We start from the raw sequence: 24,718 nt of genomic DNA on the forward strand, positions 1-24,718 counted from the left end.
CTATAGCGTAAAAAAAGCGCCCTTAGGCGCTTTATTCAGGTAACCGCAATTAGCCAATAAATTCCAGCCCGCCCATATACGGACGCAGCACTTCTGGAACCTCAATACGGCCATCAGCCTGCTGGTAGTTTTCCAGAACGGCCACCAGTGTACGACCGACTGCCAGACCAGAACCGTTCAGCGTGTGAACCAGTCGAGTCTTCTTATCGGACTTACTGCGGCAGCGAGCCTGCATACGGCGCGCCTGGAAATCCCACATGTTTGAGCAGGAAGAGATTTCACGGTACGTGTCCTGCGCCGGCAGCCAGACTTCCAGATCGTAAGTCTTGGTGGAGCCAAAGCCCATATCACCTGTACACAGCAAGACCTTACGATAAGGTAATTTCAGCAGTTGCAGCACGGTTTCGGCATGGATCGTCAATTCTTCCAGCGCCTGCATGGAATCTTCAGGACGGACGATTTGTACCAGTTCAACTTTGTCAAACTGGTGCATACGAATCAACCCACGCGTATCACGACCATACGAGCCCGCTTCTGAACGGAAGCACGGCGTGTGTGCAGTCATTTTCAGCGGTAGGGATTCTTCATCAAGAATCTCGTCACGCACCAGGTTGGTCAACGGCACTTCAGCAGTCGGAATCAGCGCATAGCTGCTGCTTTCCGCTTCTTCGCTCAGCGGAGTGGTATGGAACAGGTCTTCGCCAAATTTAGGCAGTTGGCCTGTACCGTATAGCGTGGCGTGGTTTACCAGATAAGGGACATACGCTTCCTGATAGCCATGCTGTTGTGTATGCAAATCCAGCATGAACTGGGCAAGAGCACGATGCAGACGGGCAATCTGTCCTTTCATCACGACAAAACGCGCACCGGTTAATTTCACCGCAGCGGCAAAATCCAGCCCGGCAGCCATCTCACCGAGTTCAACATGATCGCGCACGGGGAAATCATATTTACGCGGTTCACCCCAGCGAGTCACTTCCTGATTCTGCGTGTCGTCCTTTCCAAGCGGCACGGAGTCGTCCGGCAGGTTCGGAATCGTTAACGCCAGATCGCGAATTTCATTCTGCAACTGATCCAGCTCGGCTTTCGCGGCATCCAGTTTTTCGCCTAATGTGTTAACTTCACGACGCAAAGGCTCGATATCTTCACCGCGTGCTTTCGCTGCACCAATCTCTTTCGATCGGGAGTTACGCTCTGCCTGCAGGTTTTCGGTTTCTACCTGCAATACTTTACGACGTTCTTCCTGCTTACGCAGGGTCTCAACATCCAGCTTAAAGCCTCTGCGAGCCAGTAACTTTTCGGCGACTGCGTCTAGCTCATTACGCAGTAAATTGGGATCGAGCATGCTAATCCTGTGCTTATGATTATCAAATGAAATGGTGGCGGACACGGCGCGCTACGCGGCCGGTTTCAGAAAATACCGTAATAACCTTACCGCAACGTTTAGTTCAACGGTAGCGTTTTGTCGGGCTATTTTGATCCTGAGTGGCAAGCCAGGCGAGCTTTTCACCAATTTTGCCCTCAAGGCCGCGTGAGGTCGGCGCGTAATAGTGCGTATCGGCCATTTCCGGCGGAAAATAGCTCTCGCCAGCGGCATAGGCATTGGGTTCATTGTGCGCGTAGCGATACTCTGCGCCGAGCCCCATTTCTTTCATCAACCGAGTAGGCGCATTACGCAGATGCTCGGGAACATCATAGTCTGGTTTCTCGCGCGCATCCTGCATCGCGGCTTTAAAGGCGCTATAGACGGCGTTACTTTTAGGGGCACAGGCCAGATAAACAATCGCCTGAGCAATAGCGCGTTCCCCTTCTGCCGGGCCAACGCGAGTGAAGCAATCCCAGGCGGAAATAGCGACCTGCATTGCACGCGGATCCGCATTGCCGACATCTTCCGACGCAATCGCCAACAGCCGTCGCGCAACATACAGCGGATCGCCACCGGCGGTGATGATTCTGGCGTACCAATAAAGCGCCGCATCCGGCGAAGAGCCTCTTACCGATTTATGCAACGCCGAAATCAGGTCGTAATAGCGGTCACCTTTGTTATCAAAGCGAGCACTACGCTCGCCAGCGATTTCGTTGAGGAGTGCCGACGTCAGAATACGCATGCCCTGAGCGTCGATTTCCGCCATATCCGCCATCATTTCCAGACTATTCAGTGCACGTCTGGCATCGCCGTTAACCAATTCGGCCAGCATTCGCGCGGTTTCGGCAGGCAGGACAACATTCTGTCCGCCGTATCCTCGCTCGCTGTCGCTCATTGCCTGCTGCAAGACCTGCTCGATATCTTCCGCCGTCAGCGCTTTTAGCAAATAGACGCGGGCGCGAGATAACAACGCGGAATTGAGTTCGAAAGAGGGATTTTCCGTTGTCGCACCAATAAAGGTGATCGTTCCGTCTTCAATATGTGGCAGAAACGCATCCTGCTGACTTTTGTTGAAACGATGGACTTCATCGACAAACAAAATAGTGCGGCGCCCTGCATTGCGATTTTGTCGGGCACGCTCAATCGCTTCACGAATTTCCTTGATACCGGACGTCACGGCAGAAATACGTTCAACATCCGCCTGCCCGTAATGCCCAATCAGTTCTGCCAGCGTGGTTTTTCCCGTTCCTGGCGGCCCCCAGAGAATCATTGAGTGCAACTGCCCTGCCTCAATGGCCCGTGGCAGAGGCTTACCGGCACCTAACAGGTGCTGTTGACCGATATACTGTGCCAACGTCGCTGGCCGCATACGCGCGGCCAGCGGTTGGAATTCATTATGGGAAAAATCCAGGGACAGATTGCTCACTCAGGCCTCACTGACGCTGGTCATCCAGCGTGACGCCTTTCGGCGGTGTGAACGTGAATTGCGCGGCATCAACAGCACCGTTTTGCTGGTTCTTCAGCACATAAGTGCTTCGCTGCCCATCTTGTTCCGTCGCGGTAAACTGCTTGATTGTGCCGTTTGTCGTCACATTAATCGCGAACTGCTTTAGATTGCCGCTCGCTGACTTCGGCGTAAGCTCAAAATCATCGCCTTTCTGACGCACATCGTATTTATTCCAGTCGCTGGCATCGTTACGCGTAATCAGAATGAACGGCGTATTCCCTGTCGCATCTTTCAGCCAGGTTGCCGTGACTTGCTCAACAAACGGATTGTAGAACCACAGTGTTTTGCCGTCAGAAATCAACGTACTTTCGTCAGGTGATGTGGTTTTCCAGTTAAATAGGTTCGGACGTTTCAACCACAGTTCGCCTTCCCCTTCCTGCACCGCTGCGCCGTCAGCGCTGGTGACTTTCTGGCTGAAATTGGCGTGGAAACTGTTTACTTTATTGAGGCGACCCTGCAAATCTTTTGCCGCGTCCGCATAGACAGCGGTTGAGGTAACACCTGCAATCAGGCAACTGATAGCTAACCACTTTTTCATACGCATAATCCTTTGAATTTCTTAATATAACGAACCTTCATCTATCGAGGTCAGACGCTTTGCCTAGCGCCTATGTTCTTTACAGATCGGTGTTATTCGTCGAGCTACGTTATCTATAGATCTATGTTATCTGAACCCACTCGGACGGTGATAGGTGAATTATCTGCTTATTGCCGCTTTTACGCTTCTTTGCATAAGGGCTGCTCGCGCAGCCCTTATCGTGGAGTGACGTCAATCAGTACAGCATGTTTATTCCATTGATGGCGGTGCCAATACCTCACGGTTACCGTTGTGCCCTGGAGAACTGACGATACCCTGCGCCTCCATTTGCTCAACGATTCGCGCGGCGCGGTTATAGCCGATTCGGAACTGACGCTGTACGCCAGAGATGGATGCACGCCGCTTATCGACCACAAACTCTACAGCCTGATCGAACAGCGGATCGAGTTCTTCATCGCCATCAAGACCGAGGTTTCCGCCTTCAGCATCGTCGCCACCGCTGACAATGTTATCGATATATTGAGGGCGACCGCGCGCTTTCCAGTCCTGAACAACAGCGTGAACTTCCTCATCGCGCACAAAAGCGCCATGAACACGGACAGGTATAGAAGAGTTAGGCGCCATATACAGCATATCCCCCATCCCCAATAGCGACTCCGCGCCACCTTGATCGAGGATAGTCCGTGAGTCGATCTTACTGGATACGGTAAACGCGATACGCGTCGGAATGTTCGCCTTGATCAGCCCGGTGATGACGTCAACAGAAGGACGCTGCGTCGCCAGCACCAGATGAATCCCCGCCGCACGCGCTTTTTGCGCCAGTCGGGCAATCAGTTCTTCAACTTTCTTACCCACCGCCATCATCAGGTCAGCAAATTCATCGACCATAACAACAATATAGGGCAGTTTTTCCAGCACTGGCGGCGTCATATCCATACTGTCACCCGGCTTCCAGAACGGATCGGGGATCGGACGCCCCATAGCATTTGCCATCATTACCCGTTCGTTGTATCCCGCCAGATTACGTACGCCAAGCGCTGACATCAGCTTGTAGCGGCGTTCCATTTCACCGACACACCAGCGTAGGGCATTGGCCGCATCTTTCATGTCGGTCACGACTTCCGTCAACAAATGCGGAATGCCTTCGTACACCGAGAGCTCCAGCATTTTCGGGTCAATCATGATAAAGCGTACGTCTTCCGGCGTGGCTTTATATAACATACTGATGATCATGGCGTTGACGCCGACCGATTTACCCGACCCCGTCGTACCCGCAACCAGCAGGTGTGGCATTTTCGCTAAATCGGCAACGACAGGCTCGCCCGCAATATCTTTACCCAGCACAATCGACAGTGGTGATGGATTATCCCGGAACTGATCGCAGTCCAGTACTTCTCGCAGATAAACCGTCTGGCGATGCGCGTTCGGCAATTCCAGTCCGACATACGGTCTGCCGGGGATAACCTCAACAATACGCACCGCGACAACCGACAGTGAGCGTGCCAAATCGCGCGATAAATTCGATATACGAGCCGCTTTAACACCCGGCGCTAGATCCAATTCAAACCGCGTGATCACCGGCCCAGGAGAGTGATCGACCACATCGGCTTTTACCCGGAAATCAGCCAGACGTGCTTCAATCAGTCGCGCCGTCTGTTCCAATGCGAAATTATCAACAGGCGCTTCGCTAGCCGGAGGTGGAGTCAACAAATCCAGCGTTGGCAGCGGCGTCGTTGGTTTCTGCAACGGCTGTTCGTTACGCATCAGGAACGGGTGAATCAAACCATCCATTGCCGGATGATGTGATGGCGCATTCTCCTGTTTCGCAACGTCAACAGGTGCTGACGTCGGTTGCGCTGGCTGACTAAACGTCAACGGGCTGCGCTCGTCGTCATCTTCACCGGCATGCATCGGTGGAAGATCGGGTTCAGCACGATAGGACGGCTGTGTATACGTGGATTCACTGAATGTATGCGGTTCAGGCTCACGTTCATTCTCCGCACTGAATGGTGAGAATGAAAAATCATTATGCGGCGTCACTTGCGACACTGTTTGCGGCGCCATTTGTGGCACTATCTGTGGTACTATCTGTGGTACTACAGGGTTTGGCTGAACGAGCTCACTGACCACAGGTGGTGCAGTCGGAGCAGGGATTTCCTCATCGTGCTGCAATGCGCTGGCGTTATAACGTGACTGCTGCTGTGCCGCGAAGTCTCTGGCTAGCTGCGCTTGCAGAAGCGCGTCTTCATCGTCGTCCTGTAATGGGTACTCATCACCATAACGCTGACGTTGCTGATCCAGATATGCTTGCTGCAATGCAGCTTCCTGCTGGGCGATGTCATCCGGCGTCTCTTCCTGATACACATCATTCGCCAATTCCGTTTCTACGCTACCGTTCTGCGCCTGTAACCTTGCTTGCTCTTCCGCCAGCCGCTGCGACGGCAGTTTGATTCCGTATGACGCCAGCTCGCGGCGAGTAGGAATACGTACCGGATTAGGACGCGGCAGTTCCGGTCCTACGCCACGTTTAATCTGCGGGTTATCATCCCCATCGGCACTGAACGCAGGCATAAAGGTGTTATTCACATTGGAATCCGTATCACGCGCAGGCTGTGGTGGTTCAGCAAACGGTTGAACCACTGGTGCCGTGACAACCGGCGGTACGGCACTCTCTCCATCACTATTTCCGTAAGGTGCATACACACTGCTATGGAGCTCAGGTGAGGTTGCGATCGCGGGCGTTTCAGGGACGTCAAACGAATACAGCGGTGGATTTAGCGACGGTGTCGAATCAATCGCAGATGGGGTAACAGGCGGCACAATGCCAGACGATGAGCCAAAGAATGCGGCTCCTGGTAATGCAGAGTCAGGCGTTACCACATCAGACAATGGTGACCCTGCCACTGGCGCTTCAGCGGAGATCGCTGGGTGTGTCGCTGTCGGCGCGTTCTCAGTTAACGGTGATGACTCCACTATCTCAGTGTCTGCCGCCGTGTCGTTTATCGCATCAGCAACGGAAGGCGCAGAAAACAGGACGTCATCATCATCACGCTGTTGTGTTACTACCTCACCAGAGGCCTCATCGTGGCGCAGGTTAAGCACATCACGTTCATCTTCTTCACGATCGTGCTCTTCACGGTAGTCCTCATCACGGCGTGAACGGTTTGACATAAACGTCAGACAGCCCAATACACCCGCACCAATTTTTTCAGCGATCGTTAACCATGACCAGCCAGTAAACAACGTTAACCCTGCGCCCCACACGCACAGTAGAATCAGCGTCGCCCCCATGCTGTTGAAACGTGGGATCATTGAACTGCTCAACAGGCTTCCCAAAACACCACCGGAAGCAAAATAGTAGAGATCGTCAATATTCAACGCAGCCAGACCACAAGAGGTCAGGATCAGCGCCAATGTCCCAATCAGGCGAAGTGAAAAGGTAAAATATTCAATAGATTGTTGGTTATCACGCTGACGGAAAGCAGCCCAGCACAGGGATAACATAATGGGCGGAATGGCGTAGGCCAGCACACCAAAAATAAAGAACAGCGTATCCGCCAGCCAGGCACCCGCCACACCACCAAAGTTGTAGATAGGCTCATGCCATGCAGTCTGTGACCAACTGGGATCGGAGGGGCTGAAACTGAGTAGTGCGACACTAAGATAAACCGCAAAAAGTGCCACAACGATTAAAATCGCTTCAAGCAAACGACGTGTTCCACTGAGCTTTTTCAGGGTAACGTCTTTATCTTCTGTATATTCCTGGCTCAAGAGTCTCTCCAGGGGCCTGTAAGGTTTATGACAAAGCGCCGAGAAAACCCGGCGCTGGGACTGTATAAATTCACAGGAGTGTAGCTGAATTTATCGGGTTTTGCACCCACACGTTTATCGCGTCTTAATGACCAGACGGTTGCTTTGCTTCACTTCTTCCATCACCACGTAGGTACGGGTGTCGTTTACACCCGGTAAACGCAGCAACGTTTCACCCAGGAGCTTACGGTAAGCAGACATGTCCGGCACACGCGTTTTCAACAGGTAGTCAAAATCACCAGAAACCAGATGACACTCCTGAATTTCTTCCAGTTTCTGCACCGCAGAGTTAAACTGTTCAAACACATCAGGCGCGCCGCGGTTTAGCGTTATTTCAACAAAAACCAGCAGTGACGCATCCAGATAATGTGGGTTTAGCAGCGCTGTGTAGCCATTAATAAAACCCTGTCTTTCCAGACGACGCACACGTTCCAGACAAGGTGTTGGCGACAGCCCTACACGTTTGGAAAGCTCGACATTGGAAATACGCCCATCTTTTTGCAATTCGTTCAGGATGTTACGATCAATACGATCGAGATCTTTTCCTGGCCGTTTTTTAGTGTCTACCATTATTATTGTCTCTCTTCACTTTTCCCTGCACCCGCTTTACCCCGATAGACCTCATGTATCAGAGATACCCTAAAGAAGACACGCTGCCTATTTTGTATATCAACAGTCATTAACTTCTCGTTCTCGCCCTACGTATTGCTCACCCGCGAAAAGACCATCACGTCATATCCGTGGCCCAAAGGCCTACTACCTGCGCAAAAACGAATAAAAAGCCGAGCTTTTAACTGTTCACATACAAAAAATTTCCTCTTACCCAGATGTTTTCGCAAATGCACAGCCGATTGTCAAAGCAAAACAACGAAAATCAGAAGAAACTGCCAGATTGGATAAGCCAGAGCCATCCGCCGAGGTGACTTCAATCATTTTACTTATGAATGTGGCTGATTTTTCAGCGATTTGTCGTCTCCATCGTCATTAACGATTAAACAAATAGTCAGCAACTTTTCTGCATACTTTTTTTACTCTTGTAATTTCCTTACAATCGTTCGCATTGTCCGTGGTAGATACTGTTCGTAGTCATAAATTGTACGTAGTCATAAATTGTTTGTAGGTAAATTGTTCGTAGTAAGGAAACGTGTTTTCGTAAAAACCGTTCATATGAACATTATCCGCCGTCATGAAATGAGGAAAGCATGGGTACTGTTAAACATCACAAGTTATTGATTCTGGGTTCAGGCCCGGCTGGCTACACTGCCGCTGTTTATGCTGCACGGGCGAATTTACAGCCAGTATTAATCACGGGTATGGAAAAAGGCGGTCAGCTGACGACCACGACCGAAGTAGAAAATTGGCCAGGTGATGCCGATGATTTAACTGGCCCACTGTTAATGGAACGTATGCACGCACACGCGACCAAATTCAATACTGAAGTGATCTTCGATCATATTGAACGTGTTGATTTGCAGAACCGTCCCTTCCGTTTATTCGGTGATAGTGCAGAGTACACCTGTGATGCGCTAATCATCGCCACGGGGGCATCGGCTCGTTATCTTGGCCTGCCATCTGAAGAAGCGTTTAAAGGCAAAGGGGTTTCTGCCTGCGCAACCTGTGACGGGTTCTTCTACCGTAACCAGAAAGTCGCCGTGGTTGGCGGCGGGAATACCGCGGTTGAAGAAGCGCTGTATTTGTCTAACATCGCTGCGGAAGTGCATTTGATCCACCGTCGCGAGACGTTCCGTTCAGAGAAAATTCTGATCGACCGTCTGATGGACAAAGTTAAAAACGGCAACATCATCCTGCATACCAACCGTACGCTGGACGACGTGCTGGGCGATGACATGGGTGTAACCGGTGTGCGTATCCGCGATACGCAAAGCGACGCAGCGGAAGAGCTGGAGCTGGCTGGCGTGTTTATCGCTATCGGCCACAGCCCGAACACGGCCGTATTTGGCGGTCAGTTGGAACTGGAAAACGGTTATATCAAAGTACAGTCCGGTATTCACGGCAATGCGACACAGACCAGCATTCCTGGCGTCTTTGCCGCAGGCGACGTCATGGATCATATCTACCGTCAGGCCATTACCTCGGCAGGTACCGGCTGTATGGCAGCACTGGATGCTGAACGCTATCTGGATGGGCTGACCGTCAACAAGTAAGACAGTACTGATAACGGAGCGGCAATAGCCGTTCCGTTTACTTCCTTCTGGTTTGCCTTCCGCAACACGAAAATTGATCGCCTCACCCATTTCCCCTCTCCTTTTCGTTTGCAGCGCGCCCTTGTCGCGGTAACATGGCCTCATTCTGCGTGATAGAAGATAATTTTGTTAACTAACAGTTACATGAGAGTTATTTTCTGTTAAGTCCGTTTCTGCAATATAACGAACTGGTACCTGATGAAAAAAACCCGACAGCAAGAACTGACCGCCTGGCTGAAACAGCAGAGTAAGCTGGCGCAACGTTGGCTACGGATTTCACTACTGCTTGGATTCCTGAGCGGTGCGTTAATCGTGGCACAAGCCTGGCTGTTAGCGACGCTGCTTCATGCCTTGATCATCGAGCATGCCACTCGCGAATCCTTGTTCTCCCCCTTCCTTCTGCTGATTGCCACATTTATTCTGCGCGCACTCAACAGTGTGTTACGCGAGCGTGTTGGTTTTCTTTGCGGACAAGCCGTTCGACAGAAAATTCGTAAGCTGGTACTGGATCGATTGCAACAGCTTGGCCCTGCCTGGGTACAGGGCAAACCCGCCGGCAGTTGGGCAACGATGATTCTTGAACAGGTTGATGACATGCAGGATTATTACGCACGCTATCTGCCGCAGATGTATCTTGCCGCGCTGATCCCGCTGCTTATCTTGATCACGATCTTTCCGCTCAACTGGGCTGCGGGTCTGATTCTGTTTCTAACCGCTCCTCTCATCCCGCTTTTTATGGCGCTGGTTGGCATGGGCGCGGCGGATGCTAACCGACGTAACTTTCTGGCGCTGGCACGCCTGAGCGGACACTTCCTCGATCGCCTGCGCGGGATGGAGACGCTACGCCTGTTTCATCGTGGCAAGGCTGAAACCGAACAAATCCGTCATGCTTCTGAGGATTTCCGTAGTCGCACGATGGAAGTACTGCGCATGGCGTTTCTCTCCTCGGGCGTGCTGGAATTTTTCGCCTCCATTTCAATCGCCGTTGTCGCCGTCTATTTCGGTTTCTCTTATCTCGGGGAACTCGATTTTGGTCATTACGGCATGGGCGTGACGCTCTTCGCCGGCTTTCTCGTATTGATTCTGGCTCCAGAATTCTTTCAGCCTTTACGCGATTTAGGCACCTTCTATCATGCCAAAGCTCAGGCTATCGGGGCAGCAGAATCGCTGGTGACGTTTTTGTCAGAGGAAGGTGAAACGGTCGGCTTTGGCACACACGAATTCAGCAGCGATAGCGCCATTGCTATCCGGGCGGAAAATCTGGTTGTCTTCGCGCCAAATGGCACACCGCTGACCCAACCGCTGACATTCGAGATTCGCGCAGGTGAACGTATCGCACTGGTCGGTCTCAGCGGAGCAGGAAAAAGCTCACTGCTGAATGTCCTACTGGGATTCCTGCCCTATCGCGGTTCACTCACCGTCAACGGCCAGGCGTTGAACACGCTGACGCCTGAATCATGGCGTCAGCAGTTGAGCTGGGTAGGACAAAATCCTCATTTGCCGGAACAGACGCTACGCAGCAATATTCTGCTGGGTAATCCGCAGGCCAGTATTGTGGAATTGCAGCAGGCGATTGAGCGCGCGCATGTACAGGAATTTTTACCGCAGCTCCCGCAGGGTCTGGAAACGACGACCGGTGACAGTGCGGCACGCCTTTCCGTCGGACAGGCACAGCGCGTCGCCGTTGCCCGTGCGCTTATTCATCCTTGCAACTTACTGCTGTTGGATGAGCCGTCAGCCAGTCTGGATGCCCATAGCGAAGATCTCGTCATGACGGCGCTGAATGACGCAGCGCGTTCGCAGACCACGCTGCTGGTCACGCATCAGCTCACCGAGATCGTCGAATATGACGCGATCTGGGTAATGGACAGCGGTCAGTTAGTTCAACAGGGTGATTATCAAACACTCCGAGCCGAAGCGGGTCCCTTCGCGACGCTGCTGGCACAACGACAGGAGGCGCTGTAATGGCTCAGATGAAAACGATGCAGGTATTAAAACCGTTTCTGGCACTTTATCGTCAGCACTTCTGGTATTTGAGTCTGGGCGTGGTCTTGGCCATTGCTACGTTGCTGGCCAGTATTGGTCTACTCGCCCTATCTGGCTGGTTTCTGGCGGGTGCTGCGCTGGCGGGGATCGTCGGGCTGCTCACCTTTAACTATATGCTGCCCGCCGCTGGCGTGCGCGGCGCGGCTATCGCACGTACGGCCGGGCGCTACGGGGAAAGAGTCGTCAGCCACGATGCCACCTTCCGCGTTCTGCTGCGTTTGCGTGTTTTCACTTTTTCTCGCATTCTGCCGCTCTCTCCGGGTGGACTGGCACAATTTCGTCAGGCTGAACTGCTAAACCGGCTGGTGGCGGACGTCGATACGCTCGACCACCTCTATCTTCGCGTGATTTCCCCCATCGTCAGCGCATTCGCCGTCATTCTTATCGTCTGTTACGGCCTGAGCTTCATTGATGCCTCACTGGCTCTGACGCTGGGTGCCATTATGCTAGTACTGCTGCTGTGCCTGCCGATTATCTTTTATCGAGCAGGAAACGGCATCGGGCAGGATTTGACCGCGCTGCGTGCACAATACCGCCTTCAGCTAACGACCTGGCTACAAGGTCAGGCGGAACTCACCGTCTTCGGCGCACTCAGTCGCGTCCGTCAGCAGTTGGCTCTGGTGGAAATCAACTGGCTGCGTCGCCAGCGTCAGCAAGCCAACCTTACCGGCCTGTCTCAGGCGGTGATGATTTTATGCAGCGGACTGACCGCTACCCTGATTCTGTGGCTAGCAGCCGATGGCGTTGGTGGTAATCCACAGCCCGGTGCATTGATTGCGCTGTTTGTGTTCGCCTCGCTTGCCGCCTTCGAAGCGCTGGCCCCCGTCACGGTAGCCTTCCAGCATATGGGACAAGTGATTGCCTCCGCGGCTCGGGTCGATCAAATCATTCGCCAGCCCGTTGACGTCACGTTCCCAGAGCATGGGCCAGAAACCTCGCATGAGGCGTCGCTAGACATCTCACATGTCGGTTTCACGTATCCTGGTCAACCCCAGCCCGTGCTACAGAATATTACCCTTTCCATTCAGCCGGGCGAGCATCTGGCGCTGCTGGGGCGTACCGGATGCGGGAAATCAACGCTATTGCAATTGCTGACCCGAGCATGGAACTGTGAGTACGGGGACATTACGCTGAATGGTCACCCCCTTGCCGACTGGCGAGAAGAAGATCTCCGCGCCATGATGAGCGTGGTGCCACAACGCGTGCATATTTTCAGCGCCACGCTGCGTGATAACCTACTGCTAGCAGCGCCGACGGCACGAGATGAAAAGCTAGCCGAGGTATTACAGCTGGTTGGGTTAGAAAAACTGCTGGAAAACGAGGGACTGAATGCCTGGCTGGGAGAAGGCGGTCGACAACTGTCCGGTGGCGAACAGCGCCGTATCGCGTTGGCACGTGCCTTATTGCACGACGCACCGCTCGTTCTATTGGATGAACCTACTGAAGGGTTGGATGCAGAAACCGAAAAGCGTATTCTGCAACTGCTCCGCCAGCACTGTGCCAATAAGACGCTGATCGTCATCACTCATCGGCTATACGGCTTAGAATCGATGGATCGCATCTGTATTTTAGACGATGGCAAAGTGATCGAACAGGGCAGCCATCAAGCTTTAATGGCACAGCAAGGTCGTTATTGGCAATTCCGCCAACACGTTTAAGGCAATTTCAGTGAAACACAACGTTTGAAAAATATGCGCCTATACCAGCTATCGCCTCAATCGCTTCAATTTCCTGATCCGAATCATGCGCTGGATGACCCCAACGGCCTGCTGGCCGTTGGCGGCGATCTCTCCGTTGCCAGGCTGAAAGCGGCTTACCGACAGGGCATTTTCCCTTGGTACTCCCCCGGTGAACCTATCTTATGGTGGTCTCCGAATCCGCGTGCGGTTCTCTTTCCCGGTGAATTCCATCTCAGCCGCAGCATGAAAAAATTCCTAAAACGTCATACTTTTCATGCCACGCTCAATCAGGCATTTGATGATGTCATCCACGCCTGCGCGCATGAACACCATGATGGCACCTGGATTACGCCAGACATAATTTCAGCTTATCGCCAGCTTCATCAGGTAGGGAAAGCACATTCCGTCGAAGTGTGGCACAATGGCGCACTGGTTGGTGGGTTATATGGTATTGAACAAGGGCGATTATTTTGCGGTGAATCGATGTTCAGCCGCATGGATAACGCCTCAAAATATGCACTGCTGGCGTTCCAGCAGCATTTTATTCGCCACGGCGGTCATTTGATTGATTGTCAGGTGTTAAATTCCCATACGGCGTCACTGGGCGTGAGTGAAATTCCCCGCGAACGCTTTCTGCAACTGCTTTTCCAGTGGCAGGATATTGCCGTCGATGACGGTTGTTGGCTACCACAACAGCTCGCCGAACCGACAGGGTGATAGAGGAAACCGTGTAAATAACGCCCCAAACGTGAACGCTTCTTTACATAATGTCGGTTTTTCGGCATTATCTTGCGGTTAAAAAATAAAGGTAGTTAGACCTAGAGGATTCGATGGCCAAAGAAGACAATATTGAAATGCAAGGCACCGTGCTTGATACGCTGCCCAACACCATGTTCCGCGTTGAATTGGAAAACGGGCACGTGGTTACCGCTCATATCTCCGGTAAAATGCGTAAAAACTATATCCGCATCCTGACGGGTGACAAAGTCACTGTAGAGTTAACCCCGTACGACCTGAGTAAAGGCCGCATTGTCTTCCGCAGCCGTTAACCGGTTCGCTCATCGCTATTATTAGCGATATATGAGGATGTGACTCCCTCCCCAGCCCTTCCCTTCATGGCAAGGGCTTTTGTTTTTGGGAGGGCAACCGTTTTAAGGTCAACAGCCTGCTTGTCATGGATTCCGCCTATGAAGCCTGACTCTCCCCTATTTTTCCCTCTTTCCTTTCAGGAAGGTATGCCGCTCTATCGCCAGCTTTACGAGCGGGTGCGTCGGGCTATCAGCGTAGGCCTATTGTCTCCAGGTAACCGTCTACCTTCCGCACGTATGCTTGCGAAAGAGCTCGGCGTCGCACGCGGAACAATAGAACAGGCCTACTCGTTGCTGATTGCCGAAGGTTATCTTCAGACACGCGGGCAAGCAGGAACGCTTGTGAATCCCGATTTACCCTTAGCGCCAACATCCGTTACCGATGCAACGGTATCCCCCTCAGCACCAAACGATGAACAGAACCTACTGTGGCGTCCATCGCAACTGTTGCCCTTTCAAATGGGGGTTCCCGCTTTTGATGCCTTTCCGCGCAAACTCTGGGCTCGACTGGGCGCACGCTATCTTCGCAGCATGCAATTACCGGATTGGGATTACCCTGCACCTTATGGCTTGCCAGCGCTAAGAAACGCTATCGCCTCTTATCTGCAAGTGGCTCGTGGCATTGACTGTACTGCAAATCAGGTATTCATCACCTCAGGTTGGCGCGCCAACTTGCAACTCGCAGCGCTAGCCTTGCTGAAATCCGGGCAGCGCGTCTGGGTTGAAGATCCCGGCTATCCCCCCACTCGCCAGTTGCTATCGCAATCTGGCTTATGTCCGGTTCCGGTAAGCGTCGATCGCGAAGGACTCAACGTGGAGCGCGGCATCGCGCTGGCGAATGACGCCAGTATGGCAGTTGTCACTCCCGCACATCAAAGTCCTCTGTCGATGTCGTTATCGCTCCCTCGGCGACAGGCATTATTGCAGTGGGCAACCGAGCAGAACGCCTGGGTAGTGGAGGATGATTATGATGGGGAATATCGTTACGTCAGTCGCCCGCTCCCAGCGCTCGCCAGTCTGGATCGCAATGGGCGGGTTCTGTATGCGGGCACCTTCAGCAAGGTGTTATTCCCAGGGATTCGGTTGGCTTATTTGGTTGTCCCGCAGGCACAGATTGCCACCTTTGAACACATCAGCCGAATTTTCTTCGCTTCCGCATCGCCAACAATGACGCAGTCTATCGTTGCCAGCTTCATCGCTGAAGGCCATTTTGCCCGGCACATTCAGCGTACGCGACGCCTTTATGCAGAACGTCGCACCGCCACCATCGCTGTGCTACAAGGTATTTTGGGAGACCGCATACACATCGATTCGCAGCCCGGCGGGATGCACTTAGTGTTACACCTGCCGGATAGCATTAGCGATCGGCAGCTTGCCGACCGCCTGCTGACTCAGGGTATTGCCGTTCAACCGCTATCACGCTGGACAGTATCAGGAAATGGTGATAACGCGCTACTCGTCAGTTTCACCAACTGCGCCACGACGGCAGAACCGGAACGGCTTGCCACGTTGATCCTTGCCGAGCTTGAACAGCACGGGAGCTAATTAGCTCAGGTTGGCTTTTTCCAGCCCGTACAGTTTATCTGCGGAGCCGGGAACGACCTGAAACGCGACGCCAAGACGATTCCAGCCATTAATCGCGATAATCATGAAAGATAAGTCAGCCAGATCTTCTTCTGACAGCTGTTCACGAACGCGCGTAAATACCTCGTCCGGCACGCCATGCGGCGGAAGATGAGTCAGTACTTCTGTCCACTCAAGCGCAGCACGCTCGCGCGGGGAGAAAAGCGGTGATTCACGCCAGACAGCCACATGATGCAGGCGTAGCTCGCGTTCCCCATGAATCTTGGCTTCTTTAACGTGCATATCAACGCAAAATGCACAGCCGTTAAGCTGAGAGGCACGCAGCGTAACCAGATGGCCTATTTCAGCCAGAAATGGTTTCTTATGCAGAATGTTATTGAACTCCAGATACTTCTTGGCGGCATCGGGAGACTTGCTGTAGTAATCAAGACGTTGGCTCATAGTGAACTCCAAAACGAGATGGATGAAAGAGAAGAGAGACAGCCACACGCCAGCGACAACGCACAGGGCCGACTACTCGGTAGTCATGATTGTGCAAAATCTTGGCCTATCCGAAAAGATCCAAGAATCGTACTTCTAACTGGGCCATGATGCGAAATAGCGCACCAAAAGTGGTCGGCGCCCCAATAAAAAAGGGATGCCTCAGCATCCCTCTTAGATAACACACGATATTGATTAATTAACGCTTTCTGCTTTTCGCTTCTGCGCACTCACGAAGCCATACGTCAGCTGCTGCGTTTCTTTATCCAGTTCCACCGTCACAGAACCCCCGTCCACCAGCGAACCAAACAACAGCTCGTTGGCCAGCGGTTTCTTGAGGCTTTCTTGCATCACACGTGCCATTGGTCGGGCACCCATTGCTTTGTCGTAGCCTTTCTCTGCCAGCCAATCGCGTGCTTCATCGCTCACTTCCAGCGACACACCTTTGGCATCCAGCTGCGCCTGAAGTTCTACGATAAACTTATCGACAACCTGCTGAATGACATCGGTCGACAGATGGTTGAACCAGATAATGCCGTCCAGACGGTTACGGAACTCCGGCGTAAACACCTTCTTAATTTCTTCCATCGCATCAGTACTGTTGTCCTGATGGATGATGCCGATGGATTTACGCTGTGTTTCCCGCACGCCCGCGTTGGTGGTCATGACGACAATAACATTGCGGAAATCGGCTTTACGGCCATTGTTGTCCGTCAGCGTACCGTTATCCATCACCTGCAACAGAAGGTTAAAGACGTCAGGATGCGCTTTTTCGATCTCATCCAACAACAGTACCGCATGAGGATGCTTAATCACCGCATCTGTCAGCAGACCGCCCTGATCGTAGCCCACATAGCCGGGAGGCGCGCCAATCAAGCGGCTAACCGTATGACGCTCCATGTATTCGGACATATCAAAGCGCAGCAGTTCAATATCCAGCGCTTTGGCCAGTTGTAACGTCACTTCCGTCTTACCGACACCGGTAGGCCCCGCGAACAGGAAGGAACCGACCGGTTTACGCTCCTGACCCAGCCCTGCACGGCTCATCTTGATAGACTCAGACAGGGCTTCGATTGCTTTGTCCTGCCCAAATACCAGCATTTTCAGGCGGTCACTGAGGTTTTTCAGCACATCGCGATCGCTGGCGGAGACGGTTTTTTCTGGAATACGGGCGATACGAGCGACAACCGATTCGATGTCACTCACGTTGACCGTTTTCTTACGTTTGCTGACCGGCATCAGACGGCTGCGCGCACCCGCTTCATCGATCACATCAATCGCTTTATCCGGCAGATGACGATCGTTGATATATTTCACAGCCAGCTCTACTGCGGCACGAACCGCTTTCGACGTATAGCGAACATCATGGTGAGCCTCATATTTCGGCTTCAGACCATTAATGATTTGTACGGTTTCTTCCACGCTCGGTTCAGTGATATCGATTTTCTGGAAACGACGCGCCAACGCCCGATCCTTTTCAAAGATATTGCTGAATTCCTGATAGGTGGTCGAGCCAATAACGCGAATCTTGCCGCTGGAAAGCAGGGGCTTAATCAGATTAGCGGCATCGACCTGACCACCGGACGCCGCGCCAGCGCCGATAATCGTGTGGATTTCATCAATGAACAGAATACTATTTTTATCCTGCTCCAACTGCTTCAACAGCGCCTTGAAGCGTTTTTCAAAATCACCACGGTATTTGGTGCCTGCCAGCAGCGCGCCGATGTCCAGCGAGTACAGGGTGCACTCCGCCATCACTTCCGGTACATCGCCCTGCACAATACGCCAGGCCAGCCCTTCAGCAATCGCGGTTTTACCGACGCCGGATTCGCCGACCAGCAGCGGGTTATTTTTACGGCGACGGCACAATACCTGAACCGTGCGCTCCAGTTCCTTATCCCGGCCAATGAGCGGATCGATACCGCCAACGCGAGCCAGTTGATTCAGATTGGTGGTGAAGTTTTCCATACGGTCTTCCCCTCCTGCCTGTTCTTCATTGACGGGACTTTCAGGGTTTGGCGCCTGATCGGATTCTTCTTTACGTGTGCCGTGAGAAATAAAGTTCACGACATCCAGGCGGCTGACGTCATGCTTGCGCAGCAGGTAGGCGGCCTGAGATTCCTGCTCGCTAAAAATCGCAACCAGAACGTTGGCGCCAGACACTTCGCTGCGGCCAGAGGACTGCACGTGGAAGACGGCGCGTTGGAGTACGCGCTGGAAGCTGAGCGTGGGTTGCGTTTCGCGCTCGTCGTCACTCTGCGGTAATGTTGGTGTGGTTTGCTCAATGAACGCTTCTAGTTCCTGACGCAGCGCGGCTAAATCTACCGTGCAGGCTTCCAATGCTTCACGGGCGGCTGGGTTACTGAGCAGAGCCAACAGCAGGTGCTCCACGGTCATAAACTCGTGTCGGTGCTCACGCGCTCTGGCGAAAGCCATGTTGAGACTGAGTTCCAGTTCTTGATTGAGCATAGGCACCTCTCCCAATAAATCGCCTGATTTCAGGCTTTTTCCAGCGTACAGAGCAGCGGGTGCTCGTTTTCTCTGGCATAACGATTGACTTGTACGACCTTGGTCTCAGCCACTTCAGCGCTGAATACGCCACAAATCGCTTTACCCTGATAATGCACAGTTAACATAAGCTGTGTGGCACGTTCAATATCATAAGAAAAGAACTTTTGCAGAACGTCAATAACAAATTCCATCGGGGTGTAATCATCGTTATTCAACACCACGCTATACATGGAAGGCGGCTGCAATTTTTCTTTCTGTTTATCGGTGGTCAGATTCTCAGATTGTGACCACGTACTGTTGTTTCCCATTCTCTATCCACATCATGCAACGAATATCGCGACTCACGACATTGGTCTGTTTATTCCTAATAGATCCGAGAAGCAGGAAATGAGCGCCTGCGACTTGAAAGATGACGGGTATCGCTACATTTACAGTAGCACGTCTGCTTTTTATTTTACCACCTGAGGGATTAAATGGTTCCCGGAAAGCAAAATTCAAGGCCTGTAACCGATATCTTGATGACGCAACGCGATCGTGGATTCATCAATAGCGTTATCTGCATCAAATTTTGGCAAACTGCCCTCCTCACCGCGCGGTGGATCGCTTGACGCCGCGATCGATTTCACTAAAGTGTACGGATGAATTGATGGGGTTTTAATCAATTCGTATTCGTAGTAACCAAATAACCACACCTTACTGAAAAGAATACTCTTGCGAAGGATGTCAATGCATGGAGACAGGTACTGTTAAATGGTTCAATAATGCCAAAGGGTTTGGTTTTATCTGTCCAGAAGGGGGCGGTGACGATATCTTCGCGCACTACTCAACCATTCAAATGGATGGCTACCGGACTTTGAAAGCCGGACAGGTTGTCAGGTTTGATGTTCATCAAGGGCCGAAAGGCGATCATGCCTGCCTGATCGTGCCGCAAATCGCCGAGGCCGCATCCTGACCCCTGCTACGCCCTACACGTCTACTCAGAACACGTACGCTAAACCGTAAAATGACTATAATGCGACAAATGCCGTTCGTCATATCGAACGGCATTTTTTTATTGGTCGATACCGTTAATCCGCACGCCCGCGGGCCAGCCACAGCACCCGAGAGAACATGCTGCGAATAAGCGGTGGGATGGCATCGCTGCCCATCGCCGCGGCTTCCATCGCCACTTCAATTGCCAAATCGGGCTTGGATGAACGATGGATAGCCTTGATGATGATTTTATGCATCGAGAGCGGCACTTTCTCCGGCAGTTGCGCGATGCGGTGATAAACGTGACTGAATCCCTCACGATACATGTAGTGTTCCATGTCCGATGCGGGCAAGACGGTCAAATGATCGCGCTCGCTCTCGTCCTGTGCGGTTAACATGCTTTTCGCCGTCGCGGCATATTTCTTCCCCGCGTCGTCGCCATCGACCAACACATGCCATTCAATCCCCATACGCCGTGCGAACCTCAGTAATGGCCGGAGTCCAGACTGGGCAAACTCAATCACTTTCACCCCTTCCGCCTCAAAATGGTGTCCACATTGGCGCGCCAGTTCATTCAGCATCCAGACTTCGGTTTCCCCTTCCACCAGCAGCCAACAGCGGGCAAAAAGTGATGCAGGTCGATTCATACGAATGTGAAACGCAATGCGTCGGCTGTCTTCCGCATTCATACCCTGACGGCCAATGCGATATGTCGCCACCCGTGAAGACTCCCGCACCAGACGGCACACCTGCTCCATCGGCACCAGCGACAGCAGCTCGCCTGAATTCGTGGTTGTGATCTTCTGGAGTGGCAACTGCACCAAAAGCCCCCAAGCGACCGATAGCATAATCGGGTGCAGCCGGGTTTCGGGGTCTTCAATCAGCAAGAGCGGACGCGCATGGGGATCCAACTCCACCGATCCTTTCGCCTGTAACAACGTAGAAAACAATTCCAGCAGGATAATTCGGCGACTGCGGCTATTGGGGTCGGCAATCAGACGGTTGATGTTGTCCAGCGATCGCCACGATTTACCATTGTGCGTTCGCGCATGCCGATGATGGCGTCGGTCATTATCCGTGGCGCTTTGCTCGGAAAAATAGTGCTCCAGCAGTTGCCGCATCGCCACTAACCCCTGACGCAACTCTTTATCCGTCAGCTTCTGCGGATTTTGCACCAGCTCGCGCATCAGTTGCTCAAACTGCTGAGCCAGCTTTTCATTGCTGTTATCTAACGTCGCGGCCAGCGTCCCGGAACGCAGTCGCCGCATAAAACGCGCGTCTCGCAGCCGCAGCACCGGGTGCAGGCGGATAATCTCTCTGGCCAGTTCATCAATATCATCCAGCGGTATCGGGTGCCCGTCAGCGTCCAGAAAGCTGCGCCAGGTGAAAACCGACTGGCTTTCGTCCACTTCACCTTCCAGCCGATAAAAAACGCGGTAGAGCGACTCATTTCCCTCTATCCAAACGGGGCTTAGCGAACGGTAGCGAGGGGATAGATGATGGCCGGGTGCCGTTTCGCAAAACGTGAAAATAACCTGAAGATGCTTTTCCCGGCTATTTTCATCTCCCGGCGTGAAGTGGAAATCCTGCATATCAAAATGATAAAGCGGCAACGTCGGTGCCAGCAGCAGCGAAAGCGCATCCAGCAGGCTTGATTTCCCCCAGGCATTTTCACCAATCAGTACATTGTTCTCGTCCAGCGTCAGCGACAGACGATTGATTCCCCGAAATCCCAGGATTTCAATACTTTCCAGATGCATCCTTCTCTCCTGTAGCAGCTGCCTGCGAGTTTCTGCTGCAAAAACGTACACTGTATAGAATATCCTGCCAGACAGTGCTTTACTCACCCCGATAATTTGTTTAATTTTAATAGATTATCGTTTTTCTTCCCGCCAAGTGTAGCCGATGAATCCCACGATGTTGTTAATGACAATATTGTTAACGACGATGTTGTTAACGCACGGTTTGTGTTTCCGCCGTGCCGATATCTATCGGGGTAGAAACGAAGAAGAAAAGCCTCATGGTTTGACTACGGCAACCCTCGTCAATCCTAAAATACGGGTTAGCGCCGTTTTTCTCGCGTAAGGACATCAATTCTGTGATGTATTCAGGATTATTAATTATTTTATTACCGCTCATCATTGGCTATCTGGTACCGCTGCGCGGCAAAAAAGCATTACAGCGGATTAACCAACTGCTGAGTTGGATGGTGTACGTTATTCTGTTTTTGATGGGCATCAGTTTGGCCTTTCTGGAAAATCTCAGCAGCAATTTGTTACTGATCTTCCGCTACACTGCCGTCTTCGCCTTCTGTATTGTCGCGGCAAACGGCATTGCCCTGTGGCTGTGGGAAAAACGCAGCGCGTGGCGTAGCAAGTACAGAGATGAGGCGCCGCCTTCCCGACTGCGAATGATCCTTGAATCGTTCAAACTCTGCGGCGTGGTATTCGGTGGTTTTCTGCTGGGCTTAACGCAATGGCCGGGATTCACCTACGCCAGCAAAGGCAGCGAATATGCCCTGATCTTCCTGCTCTTTTTGGTCGGCGTTCAACTGCGTAACAGCGGGATGACGTTGCGCCAAATCGTCTTAAACCGTCGCGGTCTGGTCATTGCGCTTATCGTCGGTATTAGCGCGCTCGGTGGCGGCCTGCTTGCCGCATGGATTCTGGGACTACCGCTGAAAACCGGTCTGGCGATGGCATCCGGCTATGGATGGTATTCGCTGTCAGGCATTCTGCTGACCGATGCTCTCGGGCCCGTCATCGGCAGCACCGCGTTTTTCAACGATCTGACTCGCGAGCTACTGGCGATTATGCTGGTTCCCGTGTTGGCACAGCGTAATCGCTCCTGTGCATTAGGCCTTTGCGGTGCAACCTCGATGGACTTCACGCTGCCCGTTTTGCAGCGCAGCGCGGGTATCGACGTCGTGCCTGCTGCTATCGTACATGGTTTCTTATTAAGCCTCGCGGCACCAATACTGATGGCGCTCTTTTCTTCATAAGCGCACACTAAACACCGTTTTCCCCCTCGTTTATGGGCTGTGATTGAGAGTGATTTTCATTGCCCATCACCAAACTTGCGCTAAATCAAATTTACCTAAAGTTGCAGTAAAAAAGCCTTTTTACCTGCCTCGGCTAACACTATGCTTTAAACAAGCATTTAAAATGCAACTTAAAAAAGGAAGTCATTATGTTTTGTGTGCAATGTGAACAAACGATTCGTACCCCTGTTGGAAACGGCTGCTCTTACGCGCAGGGCATGTGCGGCAAAACCGCAGAAACCTCCGATCTGCAAGACCTGTTGGTCGCTGTGCTGCAAGGGCTTTCTGCCTGGGCACTGAAAGCGCGCGAGCTGGATATCATCGATCACGATGTCGACAACTTTGCGCCACGCGCCTTCTTCTCGACGTTGACCAACGTTAACTTCGATTCCCAACGCATTATTGGCTACGCACAGGAAGCCATTACACTGCGTGAATCTCTGGCTGTTCGCTGCCGTCTGCACGATGCCACCGCGACCGTGGATCACCCAATGGCAGCCCTGCAACTGGCTGGCAACGATATTCCGACCTTGCTGCAACAGGCAGCAGATTTTGCGCTGGACAGCGATAAAGCCAGCGTGGGGGACGATGTTCACGGCTTGCGCATGCTCAACCTTTACGGCCTGAAAGGCGCGGCGGCCTACATGGAACACGCTCACGTTCTCGGTCAGTATGACAACGCGATTTATGCCGAATATCATGCCTTCATGGCATGGCTGGGCACGCAGCCATCCGATGTTGACACCCTGCTGAACAACGCAATGGGCATCGGTAAAATGAACTTCAACGTTATGGCGATCCTCGACCATGGCGAAACCAATGCTTACGGTCATCCACAGCCAACCTCCGTTAACGTCCGCCCGATTGCGGGTAAAGCGATTCTGATTTCCGGTCATGACCTGAAAGACCTGCGCATGCTGCTGGAGCAAACCGAAGGCACCGGCGTGAATATTTATACCCACGGTGAGATGTTGCCTGCGCACGGTTACCCAGAGCTGAAAAAATTCACACATCTGGCGGGTAACTACGGCAGCGGCTGGCAGAACCAGCAGACTGAGTTTGCCAAATTCCCTGGCGCGATCGTCATGACCTCCAACTGCATTATCGATCCAAACGTAGGTAACTATGGCGACCGTATCTGGACGCGTAGCATCGTTGGCTGGCCGGGCGTGAACCACCTGGAAGGCGACGATTTCAGCCCCGTTATCGAACAGGCACAGGGTCTGGCTGGTTTCCCATACAGCGAAATCGAACACATGATCACCGTCGGCTTTGGTCGTGAAACGCTGCTGAGCGCCGCGGATACCGTGATCGATCTGGTAGCACAGAAAAAACTACGCCACGTCTTCCTGGTTGGCGGATGTGACGGTAGCCGTGAAGAACGTAGCTACTTCACTGACTTTACGCTGAACGTTCCGCAAGACTGTCTGATCATGACGCTGGCCTGCGGTAAATACCGTTTCAACAAACTGGATTTCGGTACGCTGGAAGGCCTGCCGCGTCTGCTGGATGTCGGCCAATGTAATGACGCCTACGCGGCAATTATTCTGGCCGTCAAACTGGCGGAAAAATTGGGCTGTGGCGTGAACGACCTGCCGCTGAGTCTGGTGCTGTCCTGGTTTGAACAGAAAGCGATTGTCATCCTGCTCACTCTGCTGTCCCTCGGTGTGAAGAATATCTACACCGGGCCGACGGCTCCGGGCTTCCTGACGGACAACCTGCTTGCCATTCTGAACGACAAATTCGGTATGCGGGCGATTACCACCGTTGAACAGGACATGAACACCATTCTGGCCGCTTGATGAATCAATGCGGACGGAGGAGCGCGTTCCTCGTCACGCAGCGTGAGGTGTCGGCATTGATGCCTCACGCTAAGCCCACGGTCTTATGGGC

18 protein-coding genes are annotated in these 24,718 nt (G+C 52.5%); 9 read left to right on the forward strand and 9 right to left on the reverse strand.

Annotated features, from left to right (window positions below; translation table 11 throughout):
- Positions 1–49 precede the first annotated feature (49 nt).
- The 5 genes from serS to lrp all read right to left on the reverse strand — a co-directional run bounded on the left by serS (position 50) and on the right by lrp (position 7,791).
- Positions 50–1,345, reverse strand: a complete 1,296-nt coding sequence (gene serS, locus EO763_RS12875; protein ID WP_161529179.1) for a serine--tRNA ligase — start codon at positions 1,343–1,345, stop codon at positions 50–52.
- 103 nt (positions 1,346–1,448) lie between these two features.
- Entirely contained in the window at positions 1,449–2,792 is a 1,344-nt protein-coding gene (locus EO763_RS12880; RefSeq protein WP_161529180.1) for a replication-associated recombination protein A, read from the reverse strand.
- Positions 2,793–2,799: 7 nt separating this feature from the next.
- Positions 2,800–3,411: an outer membrane lipoprotein periplasmic chaperone LolA gene (lolA, locus tag EO763_RS12885; RefSeq protein WP_010301097.1), complete on the reverse strand. Its 612-nt coding sequence runs from the start codon at positions 3,409–3,411 to the stop codon at positions 2,800–2,802.
- A 249-nt stretch (positions 3,412–3,660) separates the two neighbouring features.
- The gene (locus EO763_RS12890; RefSeq protein ID WP_161529181.1) at positions 3,661–7,182 is read right to left on the reverse strand and encodes a DNA translocase FtsK 4TM domain-containing protein; all 3,522 of its coding nucleotides are present in this window, start codon (positions 7,180–7,182) and stop codon (positions 3,661–3,663) included.
- A 114-nt stretch (positions 7,183–7,296) separates the two neighbouring features.
- A complete protein-coding gene (lrp, locus tag EO763_RS12895) occupies positions 7,297–7,791 on the reverse strand; it encodes a leucine-responsive transcriptional regulator Lrp (RefSeq protein WP_005967536.1) in 495 nt (164 codons plus the stop codon).
- A 632-nt stretch (positions 7,792–8,423) separates the two neighbouring features.
- Between lrp and trxB the strand changes: the two genes are divergently transcribed.
- The 6 genes from trxB to pdxR all read left to right on the forward strand — a co-directional run bounded on the left by trxB (position 8,424) and on the right by pdxR (position 15,783).
- Positions 8,424–9,386 carry a thioredoxin-disulfide reductase gene (trxB, locus tag EO763_RS12900; protein ID WP_039276288.1) on the forward strand — a complete coding sequence of 321 codons (963 nt, stop codon included), beginning with the start codon at positions 8,424–8,426 and terminating at the stop codon, positions 9,384–9,386.
- A 237-nt stretch (positions 9,387–9,623) separates the two neighbouring features.
- On the forward strand, positions 9,624–11,390 hold the full coding sequence (gene cydD, locus EO763_RS12905; protein ID WP_161529182.1) for a heme ABC transporter permease/ATP-binding protein CydD: 1,767 nt from the start codon (positions 9,624–9,626) through the stop codon (positions 11,388–11,390).
- Positions 11,390–13,129, forward strand: coding sequence for a heme ABC transporter ATP-binding protein/permease CydC (gene cydC, locus EO763_RS12910; RefSeq protein WP_161529183.1), 1,740 nt, complete (start codon positions 11,390–11,392; stop codon positions 13,127–13,129). The genes cydD and cydC overlap by 1 nt, the downstream gene beginning before the upstream one ends.
- A 33-nt stretch (positions 13,130–13,162) precedes the next feature.
- Complete coding sequence (aat, locus tag EO763_RS12915; RefSeq protein ID WP_111778507.1) at positions 13,163–13,867, forward strand: leucyl/phenylalanyl-tRNA--protein transferase; 705 nt, start codon at positions 13,163–13,165, stop codon at positions 13,865–13,867.
- Between the two features lie 113 nt (positions 13,868–13,980).
- Entirely contained in the window at positions 13,981–14,199 is a 219-nt protein-coding gene (gene infA, locus EO763_RS12920; protein WP_002211347.1) for a translation initiation factor IF-1, read from the forward strand.
- 138 nt (positions 14,200–14,337) lie between these two features.
- On the forward strand, positions 14,338–15,783 hold the full coding sequence (pdxR, locus tag EO763_RS12925; RefSeq protein WP_161529184.1) for a MocR-like pyridoxine biosynthesis transcription factor PdxR: 1,446 nt from the start codon (positions 14,338–14,340) through the stop codon (positions 15,781–15,783).
- Here pdxR and EO763_RS12930 read toward each other — a convergent pair whose 3' ends face one another.
- The 3 genes from EO763_RS12930 to clpS all read right to left on the reverse strand — a co-directional run bounded on the left by EO763_RS12930 (position 15,784) and on the right by clpS (position 19,121).
- On the reverse strand, positions 15,784–16,263 hold the full coding sequence (locus EO763_RS12930; RefSeq protein ID WP_039532875.1) for a carboxymuconolactone decarboxylase family protein: 480 nt from the start codon (positions 16,261–16,263) through the stop codon (positions 15,784–15,786).
- 234 nt (positions 16,264–16,497) lie between these two features.
- The gene (gene clpA / locus EO763_RS12935) at positions 16,498–18,771 is read right to left on the reverse strand and encodes an ATP-dependent Clp protease ATP-binding subunit ClpA (protein ID WP_103160376.1); all 2,274 of its coding nucleotides are present in this window, start codon (positions 18,769–18,771) and stop codon (positions 16,498–16,500) included.
- A 29-nt stretch (positions 18,772–18,800) separates the two neighbouring features.
- Positions 18,801–19,121: an ATP-dependent Clp protease adapter ClpS gene (gene clpS / locus EO763_RS12940; protein ID WP_103164432.1), complete on the reverse strand. Its 321-nt coding sequence runs from the start codon at positions 19,119–19,121 to the stop codon at positions 18,801–18,803.
- A 422-nt stretch (positions 19,122–19,543) separates the two neighbouring features.
- On the opposite strand from clpS, the gene cspD reads away from it, so the two are divergent.
- The gene (gene cspD, locus EO763_RS12945) at positions 19,544–19,765 is read left to right on the forward strand and encodes a cold shock-like protein CspD (protein ID WP_161529185.1); all 222 of its coding nucleotides are present in this window, start codon (positions 19,544–19,546) and stop codon (positions 19,763–19,765) included.
- Between the two features lie 115 nt (positions 19,766–19,880).
- Here the strand turns inward: cspD and EO763_RS12950 are convergent, their stop codons facing one another.
- The gene (locus tag EO763_RS12950) at positions 19,881–21,545 is read right to left on the reverse strand and encodes an ATP-dependent endonuclease (protein WP_161529186.1); all 1,665 of its coding nucleotides are present in this window, start codon (positions 21,543–21,545) and stop codon (positions 19,881–19,883) included.
- 341 nt (positions 21,546–21,886) lie between these two features.
- On the opposite strand from EO763_RS12950, the gene EO763_RS12955 reads away from it, so the two are divergent.
- Both EO763_RS12955 and hcp read left to right on the forward strand, forming a co-directional pair.
- A complete protein-coding gene (locus EO763_RS12955) occupies positions 21,887–22,786 on the forward strand; it encodes a LysO family transporter (RefSeq protein WP_103860913.1) in 900 nt (299 codons plus the stop codon).
- Positions 22,787–22,974: 188 nt separating this feature from the next.
- Positions 22,975–24,627, forward strand: a complete 1,653-nt coding sequence (hcp, locus tag EO763_RS12960; RefSeq protein WP_039489898.1) for a hydroxylamine reductase — start codon at positions 22,975–22,977, stop codon at positions 24,625–24,627.
- Positions 24,628–24,718: the final 91 nt, after the last annotated feature.

Source organism: Pectobacterium odoriferum (assembly GCF_009931295.1).
Taxonomy (GTDB): Bacteria; Pseudomonadota; Gammaproteobacteria; order Enterobacterales; family Enterobacteriaceae; genus Pectobacterium; species Pectobacterium odoriferum.